Origin of the sequence: Nocardia uniformis NBRC 13702 (assembly GCF_001613345.1) — a bacterium.
Classification (GTDB): domain Bacteria; phylum Actinomycetota; class Actinomycetes; order Mycobacteriales; family Mycobacteriaceae; genus Nocardia; species Nocardia uniformis.
Map to the genome: position 1 here is coordinate 12961 of NZ_BDCE01000088.1, position 21572 is coordinate 34532.

General features: G+C 64.6%; 17 protein-coding genes and 1 riboswitch. Of the genes, 11 read left to right on the plus strand and 6 right to left on the minus strand.

The annotated features are described in order from the left end of the window. Positions 1–298: 298 nt before the first annotated feature. The 3 genes from metX to NU1_RS32290 all read right to left on the minus strand — a co-directional run bounded on the left by metX (position 299) and on the right by NU1_RS32290 (position 3717). On the minus strand, positions 299–1453 hold the full coding sequence (metX, locus tag NU1_RS32280; RefSeq protein ID WP_157553324.1) for a homoserine O-acetyltransferase MetX: 1155 nt from the start codon (positions 1451–1453) through the stop codon (positions 299–301). Continuing rightward, complete coding sequence (locus tag NU1_RS32285) at positions 1450–2796, minus strand: bifunctional o-acetylhomoserine/o-acetylserine sulfhydrylase (RefSeq protein ID WP_067527267.1); 1347 nt, start codon at positions 2794–2796, stop codon at positions 1450–1452. The genes metX and NU1_RS32285 overlap by 4 nt, the downstream gene beginning before the upstream one ends. A 94-nt stretch (positions 2797–2890) precedes the next feature. Then, positions 2891–3001, minus strand: a riboswitch (SAM riboswitch). An 11-nt stretch (positions 3002–3012) separates the two neighbouring features. Beyond that, positions 3013–3717 carry a TetR/AcrR family transcriptional regulator gene (locus NU1_RS32290; protein WP_067527268.1) on the minus strand — a complete coding sequence of 235 codons (705 nt, stop codon included), beginning with the start codon at positions 3715–3717 and terminating at the stop codon, positions 3013–3015. Positions 3718–3853: 136 nt separating this feature from the next. Between NU1_RS32290 and NU1_RS32295 the strand changes: the two genes are divergently transcribed. From NU1_RS32295 to NU1_RS32310, 3 genes are all read left to right on the plus strand, one after another. Continuing rightward, positions 3854–5344, plus strand: a complete 1491-nt coding sequence (locus NU1_RS32295) for an MFS transporter (protein ID WP_067527269.1) — start codon at positions 3854–3856, stop codon at positions 5342–5344. Between the two features lie 395 nt (positions 5345–5739). Then, on the plus strand, positions 5740–6957 hold the full coding sequence (locus NU1_RS32300; protein WP_067527270.1) for an NADP-dependent isocitrate dehydrogenase: 1218 nt from the start codon (positions 5740–5742) through the stop codon (positions 6955–6957). Between the two features lie 459 nt (positions 6958–7416). After that, positions 7417–8559, plus strand: a complete 1143-nt coding sequence (locus NU1_RS32310) for an MFS transporter (RefSeq protein WP_067527308.1) — start codon at positions 7417–7419, stop codon at positions 8557–8559. A gap of 33 nt (positions 8560–8592) precedes the next feature. On the opposite strand, the gene NU1_RS32315 is transcribed toward NU1_RS32310, so the two are convergent. Continuing rightward, positions 8593–9807 (minus strand): Fic family protein, encoded by a 1215-nt coding sequence (locus NU1_RS32315; RefSeq protein WP_067527272.1) that lies wholly within the window; start codon positions 9805–9807, stop codon positions 8593–8595. A 234-nt stretch (positions 9808–10041) separates the two neighbouring features. Here NU1_RS32315 and NU1_RS32320 point away from each other — a divergent pair, with 234 nt between their 5' ends. Further along, positions 10042–10686, plus strand: a complete 645-nt coding sequence (locus NU1_RS32320) for a TetR/AcrR family transcriptional regulator (protein WP_067527273.1) — start codon at positions 10042–10044, stop codon at positions 10684–10686. Between the two features lie 121 nt (positions 10687–10807). On the opposite strand, the gene NU1_RS32325 is transcribed toward NU1_RS32320, so the two are convergent. Continuing rightward, positions 10808–12502, minus strand: a complete 1695-nt coding sequence (locus tag NU1_RS32325) for a purine-cytosine permease family protein (RefSeq protein WP_157553328.1) — start codon at positions 12500–12502, stop codon at positions 10808–10810. 433 nt (positions 12503–12935) lie between these two features. Here NU1_RS32325 and NU1_RS32330 point away from each other — a divergent pair, with 433 nt between their 5' ends. The 7 genes from NU1_RS32330 (at position 12936) to NU1_RS32360 (ending at position 20507) form a co-directional block, all read left to right on the plus strand. Next, on the plus strand, positions 12936–14141 hold the full coding sequence (locus tag NU1_RS32330) for a lipid-transfer protein (RefSeq protein ID WP_067527275.1): 1206 nt from the start codon (positions 12936–12938) through the stop codon (positions 14139–14141). Between the two features lie 83 nt (positions 14142–14224). Continuing rightward, positions 14225–14662 (plus strand): type II toxin-antitoxin system Rv0910 family toxin, encoded by a 438-nt coding sequence (locus NU1_RS32335; protein WP_067527276.1) that lies wholly within the window; start codon positions 14225–14227, stop codon positions 14660–14662. Between the two features lies 1 nt (position 14663). After that, positions 14664–15545: a MaoC/PaaZ C-terminal domain-containing protein gene (locus NU1_RS32340; RefSeq protein ID WP_067527277.1), complete on the plus strand. Its 882-nt coding sequence runs from the start codon at positions 14664–14666 to the stop codon at positions 15543–15545. 29 nt (positions 15546–15574) lie between these two features. Further along, entirely contained in the window at positions 15575–16453 is an 879-nt protein-coding gene (locus NU1_RS32345) for an SDR family oxidoreductase (RefSeq protein ID WP_067527278.1), read from the plus strand. Between the two features lie 48 nt (positions 16454–16501). After that, entirely contained in the window at positions 16502–17770 is a 1269-nt protein-coding gene (locus NU1_RS32350; RefSeq protein WP_067527279.1) for an acyl-CoA dehydrogenase family protein, read from the plus strand. A gap of 10 nt (positions 17771–17780) precedes the next feature. Then, the gene (locus NU1_RS32355) at positions 17781–18659 is read left to right on the plus strand and encodes an alpha/beta fold hydrolase (RefSeq protein ID WP_245720413.1); all 879 of its coding nucleotides are present in this window, start codon (positions 17781–17783) and stop codon (positions 18657–18659) included. 81 nt (positions 18660–18740) lie between these two features. Beyond that, positions 18741–20507, plus strand: coding sequence for an AMP-dependent synthetase/ligase (locus NU1_RS32360; protein ID WP_067527280.1), 1767 nt, complete (start codon positions 18741–18743; stop codon positions 20505–20507). A gap of 157 nt (positions 20508–20664) precedes the next feature. Here NU1_RS32360 and ephH read toward each other — a convergent pair whose 3' ends face one another. Further along, positions 20665–21525, minus strand: coding sequence for an epoxide hydrolase EphH (ephH, locus tag NU1_RS32365; RefSeq protein WP_245720414.1), 861 nt, complete (start codon positions 21523–21525; stop codon positions 20665–20667). Positions 21526–21572 lie beyond the last annotated feature (47 nt).

Genomic DNA, 21572 nt, shown 5'->3' on the forward strand with positions numbered 1-21572 from the left:
CGGGAGGCCGAACTCTCGCCACTTCTGGGGCTGAGCTCTCGCCACCTCTGAAGGCTGAACCCTCGTCACCTCGGGGTCGCCCTCGTCATTCCGGCGTGCTTTTGGCCGGAATCCACACCTGTCGAGAAGCGATGGATCCCGGCCAAAAAGCACGCCGGGATGACGGGGTGATACGCACGCGGAATGCTGGGTCAGGCCCTGCCAGGATGCTGGGTCAGGCGCTGCCGGGCTGACGGGTGCGGCCCTATCGGGATCACGGGTGCGGCCCTGCCGGGGCTGACGGGGCGTTCGCCCACCGTTAGTGGCGGGACGCCCGCGCCAGGTCCATTGTCTCGGTCAACAGCTTGCCCACCGCTTCGGTTTCGGTGAGGAAGCCGTCGTGGCCGTCGCGGGAGCGGACGATCTCCAGGCCCTTACAGCCGGGCAGCAGATCTGCCAGTTCCTGTTGCGTACGTAGCGGATACAACCGGTCGGAGTCGACACCGCCGACGACACAGGGGACGTGCGTCGCGGCGAGGGCGGCGGAGATGCCGCCGCGGCCGCGGCCCACATCGTGGCGGTTCATGGCTTCGGTGAGGAGGATGTAGGTCGCCGGGTCGAAGCGGGAGACGAGTTTGGCGGCCTGGTACTCCAGGTACGACTGCACCGCGTATCGGCCGCCCTCCCATGGGTTCTCATTGCCCTGGGCGTGGTTCTCGAAGCGGTGGTCCAACTCGAATTCGGTGCGGTAGGACAGGTGCGCGATGCGGCGGGCGATGCCCATACCGGTCATGGGGGCGCGACCGGTGCCGTGGTAGTCGCCGCCCAGCCAATCCGGATCGGCCTTGATCGCGGCGATCTGGGTGGTCTGGGTGCCGATCTGGTCGGCGGTGGCGCGCGGGCCGACGGCCAGCACCAGGGCCGAGCCGACGCGGTCGGGATAGCCGACCATCCACTCCAGCACGCGCATACCGCCCATGGAGCCGCCGACCACCGAGGCCAGCCGGTCGATGCCGAGCCGGGTGAAGAGTTCGACCTCCGCGGTCACCTGATCGCGAATAGAGATTTCGGGAAAGCGTGCGCCCCAAGGCTTTCCATCGGGCGCCAGGGTGGACGGACCGGTGGAACCCTGACAGCCGCCGAGCACATTGGTGGCGATGACGCACCACTCGCGGGTGTCGAGCGGCGCGCCGGGGCCGACGATGCCGTCCCACCAGCCGGGCTGCGCGTGCTGTGCGTCGACCGTGCCGACCACATGCGAATCACCGGTCAGCGCATGCTCGACCAGCACGATATTGTCGAGGTTCGCCGAGAGTTCGCCCCAACGCTGCACTGCGAGCGTGACGTCGGGGACGACGGCCCCGTTCTCGAGTTCGACATCCCCGATCGCAATGTAGCCGAGCGTTCCGTCCGACGGTGGAAGCAGAGCTTCCACCGTGGCGCGGGAAGTGCTCGATTCGATATTCACGGTCAACTTGCCGCCGCCGTCAGTCCGGCCGTCAGATCGGCCAGGATGTCGTCGATACCCTCGATACCCACGGCCAACCGCACCAGACCCGGGGTGACGCCGGAAGCCAACTGCTCCTCGGGCGTCAACTGCGAGTGTGTGGTGGAGGCCGGATGGATTACGAGAGACCGCACATCCCCGATGTTAGCGACATGGCTGTGCAGCTCCAGCGCCTCCACGAACTTCTTGCCCGCATCGACACCGCCCGCCAGCTCGAAGGACACAATCGCGCCGACACCCTTCGGCGCTAAATGTTTGCCGCGTTCGAACCACGGTGAATCGGGCAGGCCCGCGTAGGACACCTTTTCCACGCCCGGCTGCCGCGTCAGGAACTGCGCGACGGCCTGTGCGTTGGAGACGTGCCGTTCCATGCGCAGGCTCAGGGTCTCGATGCCCTGCGCGATGAGGAAGGCATTGAACGGCGATACCGCCGCACCCAGGTCGCGCAGCAGCTGCACCCGCGCCTTGAGTGCGTAGGCGGGCGCGCCGAGATCGGCGAATACCGCACCGTGATAGCTCGGGTCGGGTGTGGTGAACCCCGGAAACTGCGACCGCCCGGACTCGTCGAGCCCGGTCCAATCGAAGGTGCCGCCGTCCACGATCACACCCGCCACCGCGGACCCGTGTCCGCCGAGGTATTTCGTAGCCGAGTGCACGACGATGTCGGCACCGTGTCGCAGCGGCTGAATCAGGTACGGCGTGGCAACCGTGTTGTCCACGATCAAGGGCACCCCGGCCGCGTGCGCGACCTCAGAGATGCCCGCGATATCGAAGATCGAGCTGCTCGGATTGGCGATGGTCTCGCCGTAGAAAGCCTTGGTATTCGGCCGTACCGCCGCCCGCCACTGCTCCAGATCATCCGGATTCTCGACAAAGCTGACCTCGATGCCGAGTTTGGGCAGCGAGTAGTGGAAGAGGTTGTAGGTACCGCCGTACAGATGCGGGCTGGACACGATGTGATCCCCGGCCGAAGCCAGATTGAGGATCGCATAGGTCTCCGCGGCCTGTCCGGAGGCCACCAGCAGTGCCGCCACACCGCCCTCGAGGGCGGCAATACGCTGCTCCACCACATCCTGGGTGGGGTTCATGATGCGCGTGTAGATATTGCCCGGCTCGGCGAGCCCGAACAGCGCGGCGGCGTGCTCGGTATCGCGGAAGGCGTACGAGGTGGTCTGGTAGATCGGCAGCGCGCGTGCGCCGGTGGTCGGATCGGGGGACTGGCCGGCATGGACCTGCTTGGTCTCGAAGGACCATTCCGCCGGATCTGTCGCCGTGGTCGCCTGGTCGACGGGCGCGGTCGAGTCACTCATGTGCTGCTCCAAGAAAAGGTCGCCGAATGGCGGAAGTCTGACGTTATCTGAAAGCGAATAGGCTTCGACAACAACACATTTCGGTAGACCTCCTACAGTGCGCTTGCGCTCGTCCCTCGAGCGCCCGGTCCTCACCCGGAGCACCCCACCGCAGCTGGAGGGTTGCCGATCAGCAAGCCGGGGCCTATTGCTGATGCTCTTGACCTGAGCCAGATTCTAACGGCCGGAGGGGGGAGGTTCGGCAGTGGGGCCGGACACAGTCGGTGTGGCGCAGACCCGGACGAATTCGTGATAGGCCGTGACCACGGCATCGGCCATGCCCCGGGGCGAGGTGATGATGTGCTCGGCGACGATATCCGCCTCGCATTCGGTACCGACTCGCATGATGGTGTTCCAGGTGCTGAGGATCAGACGCACCGGTAGCGCGTCGGGTTCGCTACCCATGCGTTCGGCCAGCACATCCGCCATCTGCAACATCTTGTGCTCGGCCGCGTCCAGGCTCCGGGCCCGCACCGATGGGCTGGTGCGGATGATGCCCTGCATCTGTAGGAACCATCGAAACGGCAATGGCTCTTCACTGCCGATAATGCGGTCCACCAGTGCGAGGAAGGCGTCCAGCAGAGCCTGCATCTCATTGCCTGTGACGGGTTGGGCGCGCAGGTTCTCCGCTACGGCGTCGGACCACTCCGGGATGGGTGCGATGACAATGTCTTCCTTGGTGGGGAAGTAGCGGTTCACGGTCCGCGGCGAGACGTCGGCGGCGTCGGCGATCTGTTCGACGGTGGTCGCGTCGAAGCCATGCGTATCGCACAGCTCTAGCGCCACGTCGATGATGCGCTCCCGGGTTTGCCGCTTCTTGCGTTCGCGGAGCCCCGGCCTGGTGCGCTCGAGCAGGTCGGCAGGTGTTGACGACTCGGACATCGGTCGATCATATCGGCAACAGGCCAGATTGTGACTTCTGCCGCCAACTGTCTGATCACGACATTTTTCTCTTGACGACATTTGTCGGCTGATGCCACGATGATCGCTGTTGTTCGGAGCACGGCGAGGAGACAGCATGGCCACCACGACATCGATTCGAAAGCCCGACGAAATACCCAGTGGAGCAGGCGATTCCAAACGCTGGTGGGCATTGGGTGTACTCGCCCTGGCCCAGCTGATGGTGGTGCTCGACGCCACCATCGTCACGATCTCGCTGCCCTTCGCGCAGCAGGACCTGAACATCAGCGAGGCCGATAAGCAGTGGATGCTGACCGCCTACACGCTGATCTTCGGCGGGCTGCTGCTCCTCGGCGGTCGGCTCGCCGACTACCTGGGCCGCCGTCGCGTCTTCCTGATCGGCCTGATCGGCTTCGCCGCCGCCTCGGCGCTGGCCGGACTCGCACAGAACGCCGGGCAACTGTTCGCCGGGCGCGGGTTGCAGGGCGCGTTCGCGGCACTGCTGGCACCTGCCGCGCTATCGCTGGTGTCGATTACCTTCACCGAGGTCAAGGAACGCGCCCGGGCCTTCGGTGTGTTCGCGGGCGTCTCCGCCGGCGGTGCCGCCATCGGTCTGATCGCGGGCGGCGCGCTCACCGAATACGCCGACTGGCGCTGGTGCCTGCTGGTCAATACCCCCATCGCCCTGCTGGCCCTGGTCGGTGCGTACGCCTGCGTGATCAGGGATGTGCCCACTCCGAGTACCGGCGGCTATGACCTGCCCGGCGCGCTGACCGGAACCCTCGGTCTGATCGCGATCGTCTACGGATTCACCAAGGCCGCCGATGACGGCTGGGGCGCGTCGACCACCATCGCATTGCTCGCAGCGGGTGTGGCACTGCTGGTCGTCTTCGTGGCGATCGAGCATCGTTCCTCGAATCCGCTACTGCCGCTGCGTATTCCGGGTGAGATCAATCGCGGTGGCTCATTCCTGGTGGCGCTGCTGATCCCGATCGCCATGTTCGCGATGTTCTTGAACCTCAGCTACTACCTGCAGGTCACCCTGGGATATTCGGCGCTGAAGGCCGGTGTCGCCTTCCTGCCGTTCCCGATCGGGATTGTGATTTCCGCCGGTATCGCCAGCGCGATGCTGCCCAAATGGGGTCCCCGGCCGGTAATGCTCATCGGAACCGTGCTCGGCGCTATGGGGCTGCTGTACCTGGCGCAGCTCGAATTCGGTGACGGGTACGCGACCGTCGTACTGCCCGCGGTGACCCTGATTGCCCTCGGTATGGGTGGCGTCTTCGTGGCCATGCAGACCACCGCGCTGCATCAGGTGGCCGAGGAGGACTCGGGGGTGGCCAGTGCGCTGCTCAATGCGGCACAGCAGGTCGGCGGTTCCATCGGCACCGCATTGCTCACCACCATCTCGGTGCAGATGGCCGAGCAGTACGTCACCGACAACCCCACTATCGACAATCTCGCGGCGCGGGCGGCCATCCACAGTTACGACATCGCCTTCTACATTGGCGCGGGCTTCTTCCTACTCGCCATCCCGATCATCGCGTTCATGATTCGCGACAAGCCGGAGAATCTCGTCGGGGGACCCAGCCACGCCGTGGCTGTGTAGGTCGGTGACAACTGATTTCGGGAGGTTCGGGGTAACTCGTCGGGTACGCCCAAGACATGCCCCACGCCTGACGTTGGTACGGGTTAGGAAGTCCCGCCGTGCATAGCCGCCCGCTTAATATGCGGGGAGGCGGGACAGGGTGCCCCAGATCACGAAAATTCCTACTCGTGAGTAGCCCCCGCTGTGTCCCGCACAGTGGGGGCTACCCGCACAGTGAGAACTGAGTCAGCAGTACGCTTGTCTTGCTAAGCGCCACGGATTACGGACTTGGCACCACAAGTCTCGTGGACCGCGCGAGGCGTATACGTTGTCAGTTGAACAGCTGGGATCCGCTCACAAGCGTGCTCGCCAGCGTGCAATGGGAGCACACCTTCCTTAGGAGGACACGAAGATCCATGTCCAAGATCAAGGTTGAAGGGACCGTCGTCGAACTCGATGGCGACGAGATGACCCGGATTATCTGGCAGTTCATCAAGGACAAGCTGGTCAACCCGTATCTCGATGTGAACCTCGAGTACTACGACCTCGGTATCGAGTACCGCGACAAGACCGATGATCAGGTCACCATCGACGCCGCCAATGCCATCAAGAAGCACGGCGTCGGCGTCAAGTGCGCGACGATCACCCCCGATGAGGCCCGCGTCAAGGAGTTCGGCCTCAAGAAGATGTGGCGGTCGCCCAACGGCACCATCCGCAACATCCTGGGTGGCACGATCTTCCGCGCGCCGATCATCATCTCGAATGTTCCGCGTCTGGTTCCGGGTTGGACCAAGCCGATCATCATCGGCCGCCATGCCTTCGGTGACCAGTACCGCGCCACCGATTTCAAGGTGCACCAGGCGGGCACCGTCACCCTGACCTTCACGCCGGAAGACGGCTCCGAGCCGATCCAGCACGAGGTCGTGCGCATGCCCGAAGAGGGCGGCGTGGTGATGGGTATGTACAACTTCCAGGAGTCGATCCGTGACTTCGCGCGCGCCTCGCTGACCTACGGCCTGCAGCAGAACTACCCGGTGTACCTCTCCACGAAGAACACCATCATGAAGGCCTACGACGGCATGTTCAAGGATGTCTTCGAAGAGGTCTACCAGAACGAGTACAAGGATGAGTTCGACGCCGCGGGCCTGACCTACGAGCATCGCCTCATCGACGATATGGTCGCCTCCGCGCTCAAGTGGGAGGGCGGCTACGTCTGGGCCTGCAAGAACTACGACGGCGATGTGCAGTCCGACACGGTGGCACAGGGCTTCGGCTCGCTGGGTCTGATGACCTCGGTGCTGCTGACCCCGGACGGCCGCACCTGTGAGGCCGAGGCCGCGCACGGCACGGTCACCCGGCACTACCGCCAGCACCAGCAGGGCAAGCCCACCTCCACGAACCCGATCGCCTCGATCTTCGCGTGGACCCGTGGACTTTCCCACCGCGGCAAGCTGGACAACACCCCCGAGGTCGTCGGCTTCGCGCAGACCCTCGAGGATGTCGTTATCAAGACCGTCGAAGACGGCCAGATGACCAAGGACCTCGCGCTGCTCGTCGGCGGGGACCAGGGCTACCTGTCCACCGAGGAATTCCTCGGTGTGCTGGACGCCAACCTGGCGCGCGAACTGCGGTAACCCAACTCTCGGGACTCTCAGGGGCTTCGCCCCTGAAACCCCAGAGGGTGCGCTCAACTCTCGGGACGTCAGGGCTTGACCCCTGAACCCCAGGAGGGGAGTGTGCTCAACCCTCAGGGCGTTCAGGGCTTCACCCTGAACGCCAGGGACGCGCTCCACCGAAATACATTCCGGGCACCTGCACCTCACCGAAAACCGGTGTGGCGCGGGTGCCCGAACTGTTCCACCAGCTCGAACCTGCCGATCGGAACCACTGGCTTCGAGAGCGCGATGTTGCCCCCGGGGAATGCCCCCTCGTGAGTGAGATCACCGAGCTCAGGGGTATCGGGCGGGTTCGCTGGGGTGTTGCGATTGTTCGTGCCCAAATCTGTGTCCGAGCCCGCTGCGCCTGTGTCCGAGTCGGTGATCGCCGATCTGGAGACCGGTGCGGTCGAACGGCGCGGGTGGCATGTTCCGGCCATGCTCGCATTGGCGCTCGGTGGGTTCGGGATCGGGACCACCGAATTCGTCACCATGGGTTTGCTGCCGGAGATCGCGCGCGGGATGGGGACTTCCGAACCGACTGCGGGGCATGCGGTTTCGGCCTATGCGCTCGGGGTGGTGGTTGGCGCTCCGGTGATCGCCGCGCTGTGTGCGCGAGTGCCGCGCAAACGATTGCTGATCGCGCTGATGATCGCGTTCACTGTGGGGAACGCGGCCACCGTACTCGCGCCCACCTTCGGCACACTGGTGGCGGCACGGTTCGTGTCGGGTTTGCCGCACGGAGCGTACTTCGGGGTGGCTTCCTTGGCGGCGGCCACGCTGGCGCCGGTGGGGCAGCGGGCCAAAGCTGTTGCCGCGGTTATGCTGGGCTTGAGCGCCGCCAATGTTGTCGGCGTTCCCGCCGCCACCTGGATGGGGCAGCACCTCGGATGGCGGGACGCCTATGTGGTGGTCGCCGTTATCGGCTTGGCCACCATCGCCGCGCTCGTGCGTTTCGTGCCGGAGCTCACCGGCATTCGAATGACCGACCCCCGTACCGAATTGGGCGCACTGCGCAAATCGCAGGTACTGCTGACGCTGCTGGTGGGCGCGGTCGGATTCGGTGGCATGTTCGCCATCTACACCTACATCACCACCACCCTCACCGATGTCGCCGGAATGCGGGTCGGCTTGGTGCCCATTGTGCTCATGCTGTTCGGCCTCGGCATGGTGGCGGGCAATATCATCGGCGGTATCCTCACCGATCGCGGCGTGGATCGCGCGATATTCGCGGCACTGCTGTCGATGGTGGTCATCCTGGCCGGATTCATCGCGGCCGCCCACAATCCGTATACGGCCGCGATCGCGGCCTTCTTCGTCGGAGCATCGGGCGCGGCCCTGGGACCCGCCCTCCAGACCCGCCTCATGGATGTCGCGCACGAGGCCCAAACCCTCGCCGCCGCGCTCAATCACGCGGCGCTCAATATCGCCAATGCGGCCGGAGCTTGGCTGGGCGGTCTGGTCATCGCCGCCGGGCTCGGTTACACCGCTCCCGCTGTAGTGGGAACCGCCTTGGCAACCCTCGGCGTCCTGTTGTTCACCGTCACGGTGTGGGCGGCCCGCCGCCCGACTCGAGCCTGAACGGCGGGCGGGCTATCACGGCCCCGCACGTTGCTATCGGTCTCGGACCCGGCGTATCCCTGCCGCGAAATCGTCCAGTGCACCGAGTATTTCGTCGGCTTGCCACACGCGATTCCGTGCTCGATTCGATGCTTCTCGCAGCACGCCACTGTCGACCAGCCGATCGATCGCTCGCTGCGCAGCGACGCCACTGATTCCGAATCTGTCGGCCACGTATGTGGTGTTGACCACCGGCTGTGCGACCAGTGTATCGATGACGCGCCACACGAACGAATCGCTTCTGGCTGTTGTTCGCTCGCGGTATGACATGCGTGTGGCGGACAGGCGGCTTACCAACTCGGCACCACTACCGGTGGCATAGCAGGTCGCGTCCACGAACTGCCGGACGATCGGTTCGGGATCGCCCGACCGGTACGCGGTCAATGCTTCGAAGTAACTCTTTGTGCGCACCAGCAATCCCGCCGAAATCGGTACCGTCACATGGCGGGTCAGTCCCTTGCCGCTCAGCATCGCATGCACGAGCGCCCGCCCGGTTCGGCCGTTTCCGTTGGTAAATGGGTGGATCGTTTCGAACTGCGCGTGTGCGAGCGCGATGTGGGCCAAGGCTGGGACATCGGTCCGGTGGACGAACAGGATCAGGTCATCGATTGCCTCCTGGACTCGATCACTATGGGGCGGAATGAAATCGGCCAGGTGCGGGCCGACACTGCCGCCACCGATCCATACTTGCTCGCTGCGCCACTGCCCCGCGTGCTCGGCATCGGATTCGGTCAGCAGTTCACGGTGCATCGCCAGAATCGTGTCGCCATCGACGCTGCGGCTCAGTTCCACGGCAGCCTGCATCGAGCGGACATTGGCGGTGACGATCCTTGCGTTTCGGTTCGTGTGCTCACCGAGTTCGGCGAGCGCCAACTGTCGGGCACCAACCGTCAAGTTCTCGATCTGTGACGACGCGGCGCTTTCGGTACGCAGCAGCACCGCACTCATCGGTCCGATTTCACCATCGGACCCCAGTTCGGCCGCGACGTGCGCGTCGAACCGAACCAACTCGTGTGCCGCATCCGCGACCTCCGTCTGCAAGGCAGTGGACAATCGCACCGGCTGACCTTCGATGGCGGGAACGACCGCCGCCGAATAGGGACCCGCGTGCCGGCGAAGCTGGGTTCGTGACGCGTAGGCCTCATGGACCGACCACGGACGCTCCTCGTAGGTGACGGGGGGCCAGGCGCTCCGATCAGCGTTCACCATCCCCGTACGTTACCAAACGATAAAAGCATAAGGTTAAGTAACGGCAATCCTTATGCAACGCTATCGACGTGATTCGCAGTGACCTCGCTGATTATTCGGCCCCCCTCCGGGGCTCCGGCGCGGCTGAACGACTGTGTTCGGGCCGATCAGGGGTGGAGTCGCGACGCCTGTGTGGGCAACGCCGGCCAATAGGTAGTTACGTACAGACCTGCATGTAAGTGTAGAATCCCGGGAATGACCAGGTCCGAACTCTCCAAACCGCCGCGCCGCACCCAGGAGCAGCGCAGCAGTGAGATGCGGATCAGGCTACTGGACGCCACTATCGACTGCCTGGTCGAGTACGGGTACGCGGGCACCACGACACCGCGGGTCGCGGAGCGCGCGGGCGTCACGCGGGGGGCGCAGGTGCATCACTTCGGGTCCAAGACTGATCTGGTGGTCGCGGCCATCAGTCATCTCGCGCAGCGCCGCACCGAGGCCGCCATGATGGAGATCGGCAAGATCAAGGCCGGGCCGGATCCGATTGCCACGGTGCTGGATTTCATGTGGGAACTGCACCAGGGGCCGATGTTCATCGCCGCGGTGGAGCTGTGGGTGGCCGGTCGCACCGATCCGGTGCTGGCCCTGGAGGCGCACAAGGTCGAGCCGTTCGTCAACAATGCCGTCCTCATCGCGCTGAGCCGCTATGTGCCGGACGAGGTGCATCGCCGCGATGCCCGGGACTTCGTCTACACGGCCATGGACGCCCTGCGCGGCATTCTGGTGTCGAGCTTCATCGACTCCGATCGTGAACGCGCACACCGTCGTTGGCAGCGCGCCTCGGTGCATTTGCGGGCAGCGGCCCAGTCGTCGCTGCCGGGGTTGCGGCTCGCCGACTGACGAAAACCCGTCATCCCGAGGCTGGCCGAACCCGTCATCCCGGCGTGCTTTTGGCCGGGATCCACACCTCGAAGGCGGTGGATTCCGGCCAAAAGCGTGCCGGAATGACGGGCTATGGCTCCTACTTCTGGTGCGGCAGCAGGTGGATACCCGCCTTGTCCGTGGACAGCGCCAGTGAGCTGATGTACTGGATCTCGCCCTCGGGACCCGGCAGCGCCGAGGCGATCATGTCGGGGCGCTCGAACTCCATTCCGGTGACCGTGCAGGTCAGGGTGTCGCCGGACGGGTTGCCGTGCTCATCGAACATATCCAGCTCGATGCCGTCATCGCTGCGGCGCAGGTAGTACTTGCCCTTGGTGGCGATGGCCATCAGCGGGGTCGCGACGAAGGCGACGACAATGGCGATCAGCGGGGAGTACGGCTTGAGCAGATCACCGAACAGACCGAAGAAGGTCATGATCGACAGCACTGTCGCCAGTCCGAAGCCGACCAGGCCGACGGGATTGAAGTCGTAGAGCATGCCGCGGCGGAACTCCGGCACCTTCGGCGAAAGCTTCAGGACGTACTTGTTGATCGCGATATCCGTTGCGACGGTGACGATCCAGGCGATTCCGCAGTTGGCGTAGAAACCGAGAATGCCATTGAGGAAGTCGAACATGTTCGCTTCCATCAGGATCAGCGCGATCACCAGGTTGACCACCAGGAAGATCAGCCGGCCCGGGTAGGTCTTGGTGACTCGGGTGTAGGAGTTGGTCCAGGCCAGCGAGCCGGAGTAGGCATTGGTGACATTGATCTTGACCTGACTGATGACCACCAGCACCACGGCCAGGGTCATGGCCAGCCAGCCCGGCACCATATCCTTGTAGATCTCCAGGAACTGGTGCACCGGCTGATTGGCGATGCCCTGTGCGGCAGGCAGATTCGCGATCAGGTAGACCGCCAGGAACAGGCCGACGACCTGCTTGGCCGCACCGAAGAGCACCCAGCCCGGACCGGCGAGGAGCATCCAGCTCCACCAGCGGCGGGAGTTCTCCGGAGTGCGCGGCGGCATGAAGCGCAGGTAGTCGATCTGCTCGGCGATCTGCACGATGAGCGACAGGCAGACGCCCGCGGCCAGCAGCGTGCCGGAAATGCTGACGCCGGCACCGTTTTCACCGCCGTAGGCGAAGAAGTTCGACACCGAATCCGGGTGGCGCACCAGCAGGAATCCGAACGGCAGCACCATCAGCAGCAACCACAGCGGCGTCGTCCACACCTGTAACGTGGCCAGGGTGTTCATTCCGTAGATGACCAGCGGAAAGATGATCAGTGTCGAGACCAGATAACCCAGCCAGAGTGGTACTCCGAGGCCTAATTCCAGTCCCTGGGCCATGATCGAACCCTCGAGTGCGAAGAAGATAAACGTGAACGAGGCGAACACCACATTTGTCACGATGGAGCCGTAGTAACCGAATCCGCTACCACGGGTAATAAGGTCCAGATCGATGTTGTAGCGGGCCGCGTAATACGCCAGCGGAAATCCGGTAATCATTACGACAATCGCGAAAATACCTATGCCGAGCAGCGCGTTTCCGGTTCCGTACGCAATGCCGATATTCGCGCCGATGGCGAAGTCGGCCAGGTAGGCGATACCACCGAGTGCCGAGATGCCGACGACCGCCGGACTCCATTTGCGATAACTGCGCGGCGCGAACCGCAGCGTGTAGTCCTCGAGCGTCTCCTTGGCTGCCGCTATTCCATCGGAGTTCGCCGAGCGGGTGTCTACATCGACCACGTTCTTCTCCCTGTCCAACCTCACTGCGTGCAGAGCAACCATTTGAACTTCGTATAGGGATATGGACGGGGAATTGCCGATCGATTACGCCGCTGTTACTTCACCCTCACCGGTGACGGCCGTCACAATTCCCGGCTACTCGGTGGCGCACGGCCCCCATGCCCGTCGTCACCCGCCATTTGCCCGTCATTCCCCCCGCTATTCCGGCGTGCTTTTGGCCGGAATCCACTACCTGCCCGGGCGGTGTGGATCCCGGCCAAAAACACGCCGGGATGACGAGTGGGGGTGACATACACCTCTAGCTGTATGTACCGCGACCGCCGCGCCGACCTGGTGATTCTCGGTTCATAGGTTTGCTACGGAACGCATCTCTTGCACGCTTACGTACAGCTCTGTATGTTTGTTTGCAGTTCGGTCCGGCTGGATCGACAGTGCCGCTCACCAGGTCGTGGGCGGCCCGATTTAAGGGAGTTCGATGGCGAACAGGGTTTACGTCGTCGGCGTCGGCATGACGAAGTTCGAGAAGCCGGGGCGGCGCAAGAACGAAGACGGCAGCGACTGGGACTACCCGGATATGGCCCGGGAGTCGGGGACCAAGGCGCTTGCCGATGCCGGAATCGAGTACCGCGAAGTGCAGCAGGCCTATGTGGGCTACGTGTACGGCGAGTCCACCTCCGGTCAGCGCGCCGTCTACGAGCTGGGTATGACCGGTATTCCGGTCGTCAATGTGAACAACAACTGCTCGACCGGTTCCACCGCGCTCTACCTTGCGGCACAGGCGATTCGAGGCGGGCTCGCGGACTGCACCCTCGCGCTGGGCTTCGAGAAGATGCAGCCGGGGTCGCTGGGTTCGGTATGGGACGACCGCGAACAGCCCATGGCCAAGCACATGATGGCACTCGCGGAGATCTCCGAGGTGCTGTTCCCGCCCGCGCCATGGATGTTCGGCGCTGCCGGTCGTGAGCACATGAAGCAGTACGGCACCACCGCGGAGCACTTCGCGAAGATCGGGTTCAAGAACCACAAGCACTCGGTCAACAACCCGTATTCGCAGTTCCAGGACGCGTATTCACTCGAGGACATTCTGGCCTCGCGCACCATTTACGATCCGCTGACCAAGCTGCAGTGCTCGCCCACCTCCGACGGTTCGGGCGCGGCCATTCTCGCCAGCGAGGCGTTCGTCGAAAGGCACGGTCTGGCGAGCCAGGCCGTGGAGATCGTCGGTCAGGCCATGACCACCGACTTCGCCTCCACCTTCAACGAGACCGCCAAGAACCTCATCGGCTACGACATGAATGTCAAAGCCGCACAGAGCGTTTACGAGCAGGCCGGCCTCGGCGCGGACGACTTCCAGGTCATCGAGCTGCATGACTGCTTCTCCGCCAATGAACTGCTGCTGTACGAGGCCCTGGGCCTGTGCGGTGAGGGTGAGGCCGGGCAGTTGATCGACGACAACCAGACCACCTACGGCGGTAAGTGGGTCGTGAACCCCTCCGGCGGCCTGATTTCCAAGGGGCACCCGCTGGGCGCCACCGGTCTGGCGCAGTGCAGTGAGCTCACCTGGCAATTGCGCGGCACCGCCGACAAGCGGCAGGTCGACAACGTCACCGCCGCCCTCCAGCACAATATCGGCCTCGGTGGCGCGGCCGTCGTCACGGCCTACCAGCGCGCCGACCGCTGACCCTGCCGGACCCGTCGTACCCAATAGCAATTCCGTGATCCCGGCGTCAGCCGGGATCACGGGGAACCAAAGGAGTTTTCATCATGGGACATATCGAAGCCAACAAGACCCTGAGCGCCACCCCCGAAGCCCTGTGGGCCGTCGTCTCCGATCCGCAGACCTGGGACAAGTGGTTCAGCATTCACGAGCGCTGGATCGACGAGCCCCCGGCCACCCTGGCCCCCGGTTCCAAGCTGGTCGCCAAGATCATGATGCTCGGTATGGCCAATAAGATCGAATGGGTCGTCGAGAGTGTCGACGCGCCGAACAAGCTGGTACTCGGCGGCACCGGTATGGCCGGTGTGAAGGTGCAGTTCAGCTTTGATATCACCGCGGGCGCCGAGGGCACCAACTTCTCGGTATCCGGCGATTTCGAGGGCGCGCTGATCAAGGGTGCGCTCGGCAAGGCGGTCGAGAAGGACGGCCTGACCCAGCTCGACAAGACCCTGACCCAGCTCGACGCCCTGGCCACGGCGGCCTGAGATGTCGGCCGACCCTGTGACTTCCAGTGACACAGTCGCCTTCGACTCCAGCGGGCTGAACGTCTGGTGTGACGAGGAGCGGTTCGAGGTCACCGCCGAGCGGATCGCCGAATACGCCGCCGCCACCAACGATCCCATCGAGGCGCACCTCGAGGGGGATGTGGCCCCGCCGATCTTCGGCATCGTCCCGGTCTTCGAGGCCATGATGATGCCGATCCTCGACGTGGTGCCGATGAATATCTTCGGCCGGGTCGTACACGGCGAGCAGGACTTCCACTTCCATCGCCCGATCCGCCCCGGCGACACCCTGGTGTCGCGGGCCAAGGTCATCGGCTACGAGGGCAAGGACAATGGCTCCACCATTACCGTGCTCATCGAATGCCGCGGCGAGGACGGAGAACTGGTCAATGAGCAGTACCTGACCGCGTTCTTCCGCAATGTGAATGCCGGTCCGCTGGTCGGCGAGGGCGCTCCGGCGCACAAGTTCGACACCGCACTCGCGCAGCAGCCGCCGCTGGCCGCGGTGACCGCACACGTGGACGCCGACCAGACATACCGGTACGCACCAGCTTCCGGTGACCCGGTGCCGCTGCATCTGGACGAGCAGGTCGCCAAGGACGCCGGACTGCCGGGCATCATCGCGCACGGTCTGTGCACCATGGCCATGTCGTCGTGGGCGGTGCTCACCGAGGTGGCGGGATCGGATGTCAACCGGCTCAAGCGATTCGCGGTGCGTTTCTCGAAGATGGTCTTCCCCAATGACGATCTGGAGACCCGGATCTGGCGGACCGGCAGTGAGAACGGTGCCACCACCTACTCGTTCGTGACCGGACGCGGCGAGGACCTGGTCCTCACCGACGGCCTGGCCGTCGTCGCGGACTGACCACTTCAAGCTTGTCGAAGGAGAAGACCATGGGTGCACTCGAAGGTCGGGTTGCCGTCATTACCGGTGCCGGTCGCGGTATCGGCCGTGAGCACGCACTGCTGTTCGCCCGCGAGGGGGCCGCGGTCGTCGTGAACGATCTCGGTGGCAGCAATGCCGGTGAAGGCGCCGATACCGGCCCGGCGCAGGAGGTCGTGAACGAGATCGTCGCCGCAGGGGGGCGCGCGATTGCCAATACCGACAATGTCGCGGATTGGCAGGGCGCGAAAGGCCTGGTCGATCAGGCGATTTCGGAGTTCGGCCGCCTGGACGTGGTGGTCAATAACGCGGGCATTCTGCGGGACGCATTCATCGCCGGTATGGATGAGTCGCAGTGGGATTCGGTTATCGCGGTGCATCTCAAGGGTCATGCCGCCGTACTGCGTCACGCCGCCGCCTACTGGAAAGACCAGTCCAAGGCCGGTAACCAGCCCAGCGCGGCCGTCATCAATACCGCCTCGGCCTCGGGTACCACGGTGCCGAATGCCGGGCAGGCCAATTACGGTGCCGCCAAGGCCGCCATTGCCGCGCTCACCCTGGTCGCCGCCGACGAACTGGGCCGCTACGGTGTGCGCGTCAATGCCATCGCGCCGATCGCCCGCACCCGCCTCACCCTGGCCACGCCGGGTATGGGCGCGATGATGGCTGCCGAGGCCGATGCGTTGGAGGAGGGCGGATTCGACGCCTTCAGCCCCGCCAATATCTCCCCGCTGGTGGCCTACCTGGCCACCGAGAAGTGCCCGATCACCGGCAAGGTGTTCGCGGTGCAGGGCGGTGCCATCTCCGAACTGGCGGGCTGGCACGACGTGAAGACCATCGAGACCGAGGGCCCGTGGCTCATCGACGATATCGGCGACCGGCTGCCCTGATCCGGCCGCCGCGAGCATTCCAGCTGCGAGACTCCAAGGAGAACAACGATGTTCGAGTGGTCCGAGACCGATGAGATGATCCGCGGCGCGGTGCGCACCTTCATCGACAAGGAAGTGCGTCCGCACCTGGACGAACTGGACAGCGGCGAGATGCTGCCCTACCCGGTGGTCCGAAAGCTGTTCAGCGAGTTCGGTATCGACGTCATGATCGGCGAGACCGTCGAGAAGATGCTCGCCAAGCAGCGCGCCAAGGAGGAGGCGCTCGCCGCCGGTGAGCCGCTGCCGGAGAAGCCGAAGAAGGACAAGAAGGCCGACGGCGGTAGCCCGTTCAGCGGTCAGGAATCGCTGATGGCGGTGCTGATCAGCGAATTGTCCGGTGTCTGCATGGGTTTGGTGAGCTCCATGGGCGTGAGTATCGGCCTCGGCGCCACCACCATCATGTCGCGCGGCACGCTCGCGCAGAAGGAACGCTGGCTCACCGATATCGTGACCATGAAAAAGGTCGCGGCCTGGGCGATTACCGAGCCGGACTCCGGGTCCGATGCCTTCGGTGGCATGAAGACCTACGTCAAGCGCGACGGCGAGGACTACATCCTCAACGGCCAGAAGACCTTCATCACCAACGGTCCCTTCGCCGATGTCATGGTGGTTTACGCCAAGCTCGACGAGGGCGACGGCATCGATAAGCGCGATCGCAAGGTGCTCACCTTCGTCCTCGACAAGGGCATGGAGGGACTCACCCAGGGCAAGCCGTTCAAGAAGATGGGGCTGCACTCCTCGCCCACCGGAGAGCTGTTCTTCGACAATGTGCGGCTGTCGAAGGATCGGCTGCTCGGTGAGACCGAGGAGCACAAGGGCGGCGACGGACGCGAAAGCGCCCGTTCGAGTTTCACCGCCGAACGGCTCGGCGTCGCGTTCATGTCGCTGGGCATCATCAATGAATGCCACCGCCTCTGCGTCGATTACGCCAAGAACCGCACACTGTGGGGCCAGGAGATCGGTCGCTTCCAGCTGGTGCAGTTGAAGCTGGCCAAGATGGAGGTCGCGCGAATCAATGTGCAGAACATGGTGTTCAACGCCCTGGAGCGCAGCCGTGCCGGTAAGCCGCCGAGCCTGGCCGAAGCCTCGGCCATGAAGCTCTACTCCTCCGAGGCCGCCACCGACGTGGCCATGGAGGCGGTACAGCTGTTCGGCGGCAATGGCTATATGACCGAGTACCGGGTCGAACAGCTCGCCCGCGATGCCAAGTCGCTGATGATCTACGCGGGTAGCAATGAGATCCAAGTGACCCACGTGGCCAAGGGCCTGCTGGCATAGGACGTCAGCCATGATGACCTTCGATCACAGCGCGGTGACGGAGTCCGTGCGCGAGTACGCCGGAGTGCGGACCCGCGAACTGTCCACCGCGGGTGTGGGGCCGACCGTCGTACTGCTGCACGGTTACTGCGATAGCGCCGATACCTGGCGTGGGGTGCTGTCGCGGCTCGCGGCGGCGGGGCAGCGGGCCGTTGCCGCGGATCTGCCCGGCTTCGGCCTGGCCGATCCGCGGCAGCCCGGCCCACTGAATCCGCAGTTCGACACCTTCGCCGATGCGCTCGTCGCCGAACACGGTCCCGTTGTCCTGGTGGGCAATTCGCTCGGTGCCACCACCGCACTGCGCGCGGCGGCCCGCGATCGCCAGGGCCGCGCGGTCGCTCTGCTCACCCTCGACGAGCCGGTATTGGCGCGTCACTGGCTGGCTCGTCTGTCGCGACGACGCGACTACGCGCGACTGTTCGATATCGCGGGTGCGCTGCCGGTGCCCGACCGAGTGGTGCACTGGTGTGTCCGCCGGGGTGTGTCGACCCTCGTCTATGCCCCGGGCAGGGCCGCCGATCCGGACTTCGTCGCCACCGCACTCCGCTCGATCCCGAATATGTCCGCTGCCGCCGCCAGAGCCCGTGACGCGGTGCGGTACGCCCGCGAAAACCCGTTCACACACGGCACTCTCACGGTGTCGTGCCCCACGCTCGTCGTGCACGGTGCCAAGGACCGGATCATTCCGGTCACCGCCAGTCGGTCGCTGCATGCCCTGCTGCCCGGCAGCGAATTGCTGGTGCTGCCGAAGGCCGGGCATTGTCCGCAACTCGATGACCCCGACACCGTGACCCGGCTACTGCTCGATCTCATCGCCCGGTCGGGCGACCATCGGGAGCGGACCGGATGAGAGTCGGACAGATTTCACCCGCGGCGTGAACGACTGACCGACACTGGATCAGTACCGCCTGTCACGAATGGAGCAGTAGCTGTGACCGAGCAGCCCAGAAGCCTGTGCGCGGCCTTCCAGGCCACCGCCGCGCGAAACCCCGATGACATCGCATTACGCGGACCCGATGGCACCGCCGGCATTACCTGGCGGCAATACGCCGACCGGGTCCGCCGGATCGCGACGGGACTGTCGGCCCTGGGCGTCCGGTCCGGGGACACGGTGGCGGTCATGCTCACCAATGTGCCGCAGTTCCATCTGTCCGATACGGCGGTGCTGCACACCGGCGCGACGCCGTTCTCGATCTACAACACCTTTACCGCGGAACAGGTTTCGCATCTGTTCGCCAATGCCGGGAACCGGGTGGTGATTACCGAGACCCAGTTCGTCGAGAAGTTGCGGGCGGCGAATATCGCCGGGACGGTCGAGCATTTCATCTGCGTGGACGGGCCGATCGACGACGGCATAACCCTCGATGAGGTAGCGGCACTGCAGGCCCCGGAGTTCGATTTCGACGCGGCGTGGCAGGCGGTCGAGGAGAGCTCGCTGCTCACCATCGTCTACACCTCCGGCACGACCGGGCCGCCCAAGGGCGTCGAACTGACCCACGCCAATATGCTGGCGGAATTCCGTGCGGTCACAGCGCTTTTCGACGTGCGATTCGGCGATCGGGTGGTGTCGTACCTGCCCGACGCGCATCTGGCCAATCGGGCGTTCTGCCACTACAACAACCTCATCGAGGGTGTGCAGATCACCACCGTGGCCGACCCCAAGCAACTGGTGGCCACGCTGCCGCAGGTGCGGCCCACCCTGTTCCTGGCCGTACCCGCCATTTGGTACAAGATCAAAGCGGGTATCGAAGCGCTTGTCGCACAGGAGAGTCCGGTCAAACGCGCGCTGGTGGGATGGGCCATCGGCACCGGTATCGAGGTCGCGCGGCGCAGGTCCGACGGCAAGGCGATTCCGCTTGCCCTACGGGTTCAGCACGGCGTGGCCGAACGATTGGTGCTCAGCACCCTGCGCGCGAAAATGGGCATGGATCAGGTGCGCGGGGCCATTACCGGTGCCTCGCCGATCGCCCCCGATGCCTTGGCTTTCATTCTCGGACTGGGCATTCCGGTCTGTGAGGGTTGGGGAATGACCGAGACCTCCGCCGCCGCCACCCTCAATAGTCCCGATGCCATTCGCATCGGCACCGTCGGCCGCGCACTGCCGGGGACCGAGGTGACCGTCGCCGAGGACGGTGAGCTGCTGGTGCGCGGCCCGCTCATTATGCGCGGCTACCGCCATGCGCCCGAGCAGACCGCCGAGGCCGTCGACGCCGACGGCTGGATGCACACCGGCGATATCGGCGCCATCGACGCCGACGGCTACATCCGCATTGTCGACCGCAAGAAAGAGCTCATTATCAATGCGGCGGGAAAGAATATGTCGCCGTCGAATATCGAAGGGGCGGTGAAGGTCAGCTGCCCGCTGGTGGGCGCGGTGGTCGCGATCGGTGACAACCGGTCCTATGTGAGCGCACTGCTCACCCTCGATCCCGATGCCTGCACCGCCTACGCGGCCCGGCACGGACTGGCCGATGCCTCGCCCGCCGTACTGGCCGAAGATCCGGGCGTGCGCGCGGTCCTGGACGCGGGCATCAAGGAAGCCAATGAGCGGCTCTCGCGCGTCGAACAGATCAAGAAGTTCACCGTGCTGTCGCAGGTGTGGGAGCCCGGCGGCGATGAACTCACCCCGAAAATGTCGCTGAAGCGCAAGCCGATTGCCGAGAAGTACGCCTCCGAGATCGAGGCGCTCTACAGCTGAGGGGCGCGGACGCGATCATCCCGGGGGAAGCGGATGGGATCCGGGTGCCGCCCGAGACTCGGCACTCGGGTCCCCACCCCCGTCATTCCGGCATGCTTGTTGCCGGAATCCAACACCAGCAGCTCAGGCGGCGAGGTGTGGAAATGTGTGACGGCCACTAGACGGCGCGCAAACGCGTGCGGCTGGCGTAGACGTGTTCGGCGATCAGGGTCGCAATGCGGTCCGGGGCTTCCAACATGGGGACGTGGCCGACACCGTGGATCATGATGCGATCGGCGGTCTCCGGCAGTTCCCGCAGGAAGCGGCGGGCGTAGAGGCGATTGGGAATGATGCGGTCGCTGTCGCACATCAATAGCCGGACCGGGCTGCTCACATCGGAGATGTCCTCCAGGCCGGGGCCGCGCAGCCCGCTGACCAAGAACGGGAGAAGGGCTCGGCAGTTCGTGGCGGAGGTGATGGCGGCCTGGATGGCGCGGCGGGGCGCGGCGGCGGTGTTCTTGGTGAGCAGTGCCGCGACCACCTGGCGGACCGGTGCGCTGAAGGTGACTGCGGGCGGGAGCCGCTTACCGATCTCCACAATGGGCACCAGACCCAGGAATTTCAGACCGACCCGGAACATCAGGACCGACGGCGTTTGCCAGCCACCTGCCGGAGCAATAACGGTGAGCGTGCGGGCGCGGCCACGTCGGGCCAGTTCGAAGCCGACCCAGCCACCCAGCGAATTACCGGCTATATGACACGTGCGCCAACCCATTTCATCGAGCTGATCCTCGATGCGATCGGCAAGGGCACTTACGTCCAGGTACCAGCCCTCGAAATCCGGTCCGCCCCAATGACCTGCGAAGGTCGGAGCGAAGACTTCGCAGTGGCTCGCCATTCGCTCGGCCACCTGCTCCCAGCAATGCGGGGAAAGCATGAACCCGTGCAGTAGGAGCAGCGGTTCGCCGGAACCCATGTGAAGGGCCTTCATCGGCGCGAGCGGGGTGGCGGGCTTGGCGGTGCCTGACGTCATCGTCATCACCCCTTCCTGGACCTCGATGTCCACGAGAAGAGAGCTATAGCGGC

What these genes read in the sequence shown, in the direction of transcription:
- NU1_RS32335 (WP_067527276.1), top strand. Translation starts at nt 14,225, where the DNA reads ATGGGACATATCGAAGCCAACAAGACCCTGAGCGCCACCCCCGAAGCC.
- NU1_RS32290 (WP_067527268.1), bottom strand. Translation starts at nt 3,717, where the DNA reads ATGTCCGAGTCGTCAACACCTGCCGACCTGCTCGAGCGCACCAGGCCG.
- NU1_RS32330 (WP_067527275.1), top strand. Translation starts at nt 12,936, where the DNA reads ATGGCGAACAGGGTTTACGTCGTCGGCGTCGGCATGACGAAGTTCGAG.
- NU1_RS32295 (WP_067527269.1), top strand. Translation starts at nt 3,854, where the DNA reads ATGGCCACCACGACATCGATTCGAAAGCCCGACGAAATACCCAGTGGA.
- NU1_RS32340 (WP_067527277.1), top strand. Translation starts at nt 14,664, where the DNA reads ATGTCGGCCGACCCTGTGACTTCCAGTGACACAGTCGCCTTCGACTCC.
- NU1_RS32345 (WP_067527278.1), top strand. Translation starts at nt 15,575, where the DNA reads ATGGGTGCACTCGAAGGTCGGGTTGCCGTCATTACCGGTGCCGGTCGC.
- ephH (WP_245720414.1), bottom strand. Translation starts at nt 21,525, where the DNA reads ATGACGATGACGTCAGGCACCGCCAAGCCCGCCACCCCGCTCGCGCCG.
- NU1_RS32300 (WP_067527270.1), top strand. Translation starts at nt 5,740, where the DNA reads ATGTCCAAGATCAAGGTTGAAGGGACCGTCGTCGAACTCGATGGCGAC.
- NU1_RS32325 (WP_157553328.1), bottom strand. Translation starts at nt 12,502, where the DNA reads ATGGTTGCTCTGCACGCAGTGAGGTTGGACAGGGAGAAGAACGTGGTC.
- NU1_RS32320 (WP_067527273.1), top strand. Translation starts at nt 10,042, where the DNA reads ATGACCAGGTCCGAACTCTCCAAACCGCCGCGCCGCACCCAGGAGCAG.
- NU1_RS32285 (WP_067527267.1), bottom strand. Translation starts at nt 2,796, where the DNA reads ATGAGTGACTCGACCGCGCCCGTCGACCAGGCGACCACGGCGACAGAT.
- NU1_RS32310 (WP_067527308.1), top strand. Translation starts at nt 7,417, where the DNA reads ATGCTCGCATTGGCGCTCGGTGGGTTCGGGATCGGGACCACCGAATTC.
- NU1_RS32355 (WP_245720413.1), top strand. Translation starts at nt 17,781, where the DNA reads ATGATGACCTTCGATCACAGCGCGGTGACGGAGTCCGTGCGCGAGTAC.
- NU1_RS32350 (WP_067527279.1), top strand. Translation starts at nt 16,502, where the DNA reads ATGTTCGAGTGGTCCGAGACCGATGAGATGATCCGCGGCGCGGTGCGC.
- NU1_RS32315 (WP_067527272.1), bottom strand. Translation starts at nt 9,807, where the DNA reads ATGGTGAACGCTGATCGGAGCGCCTGGCCCCCCGTCACCTACGAGGAG.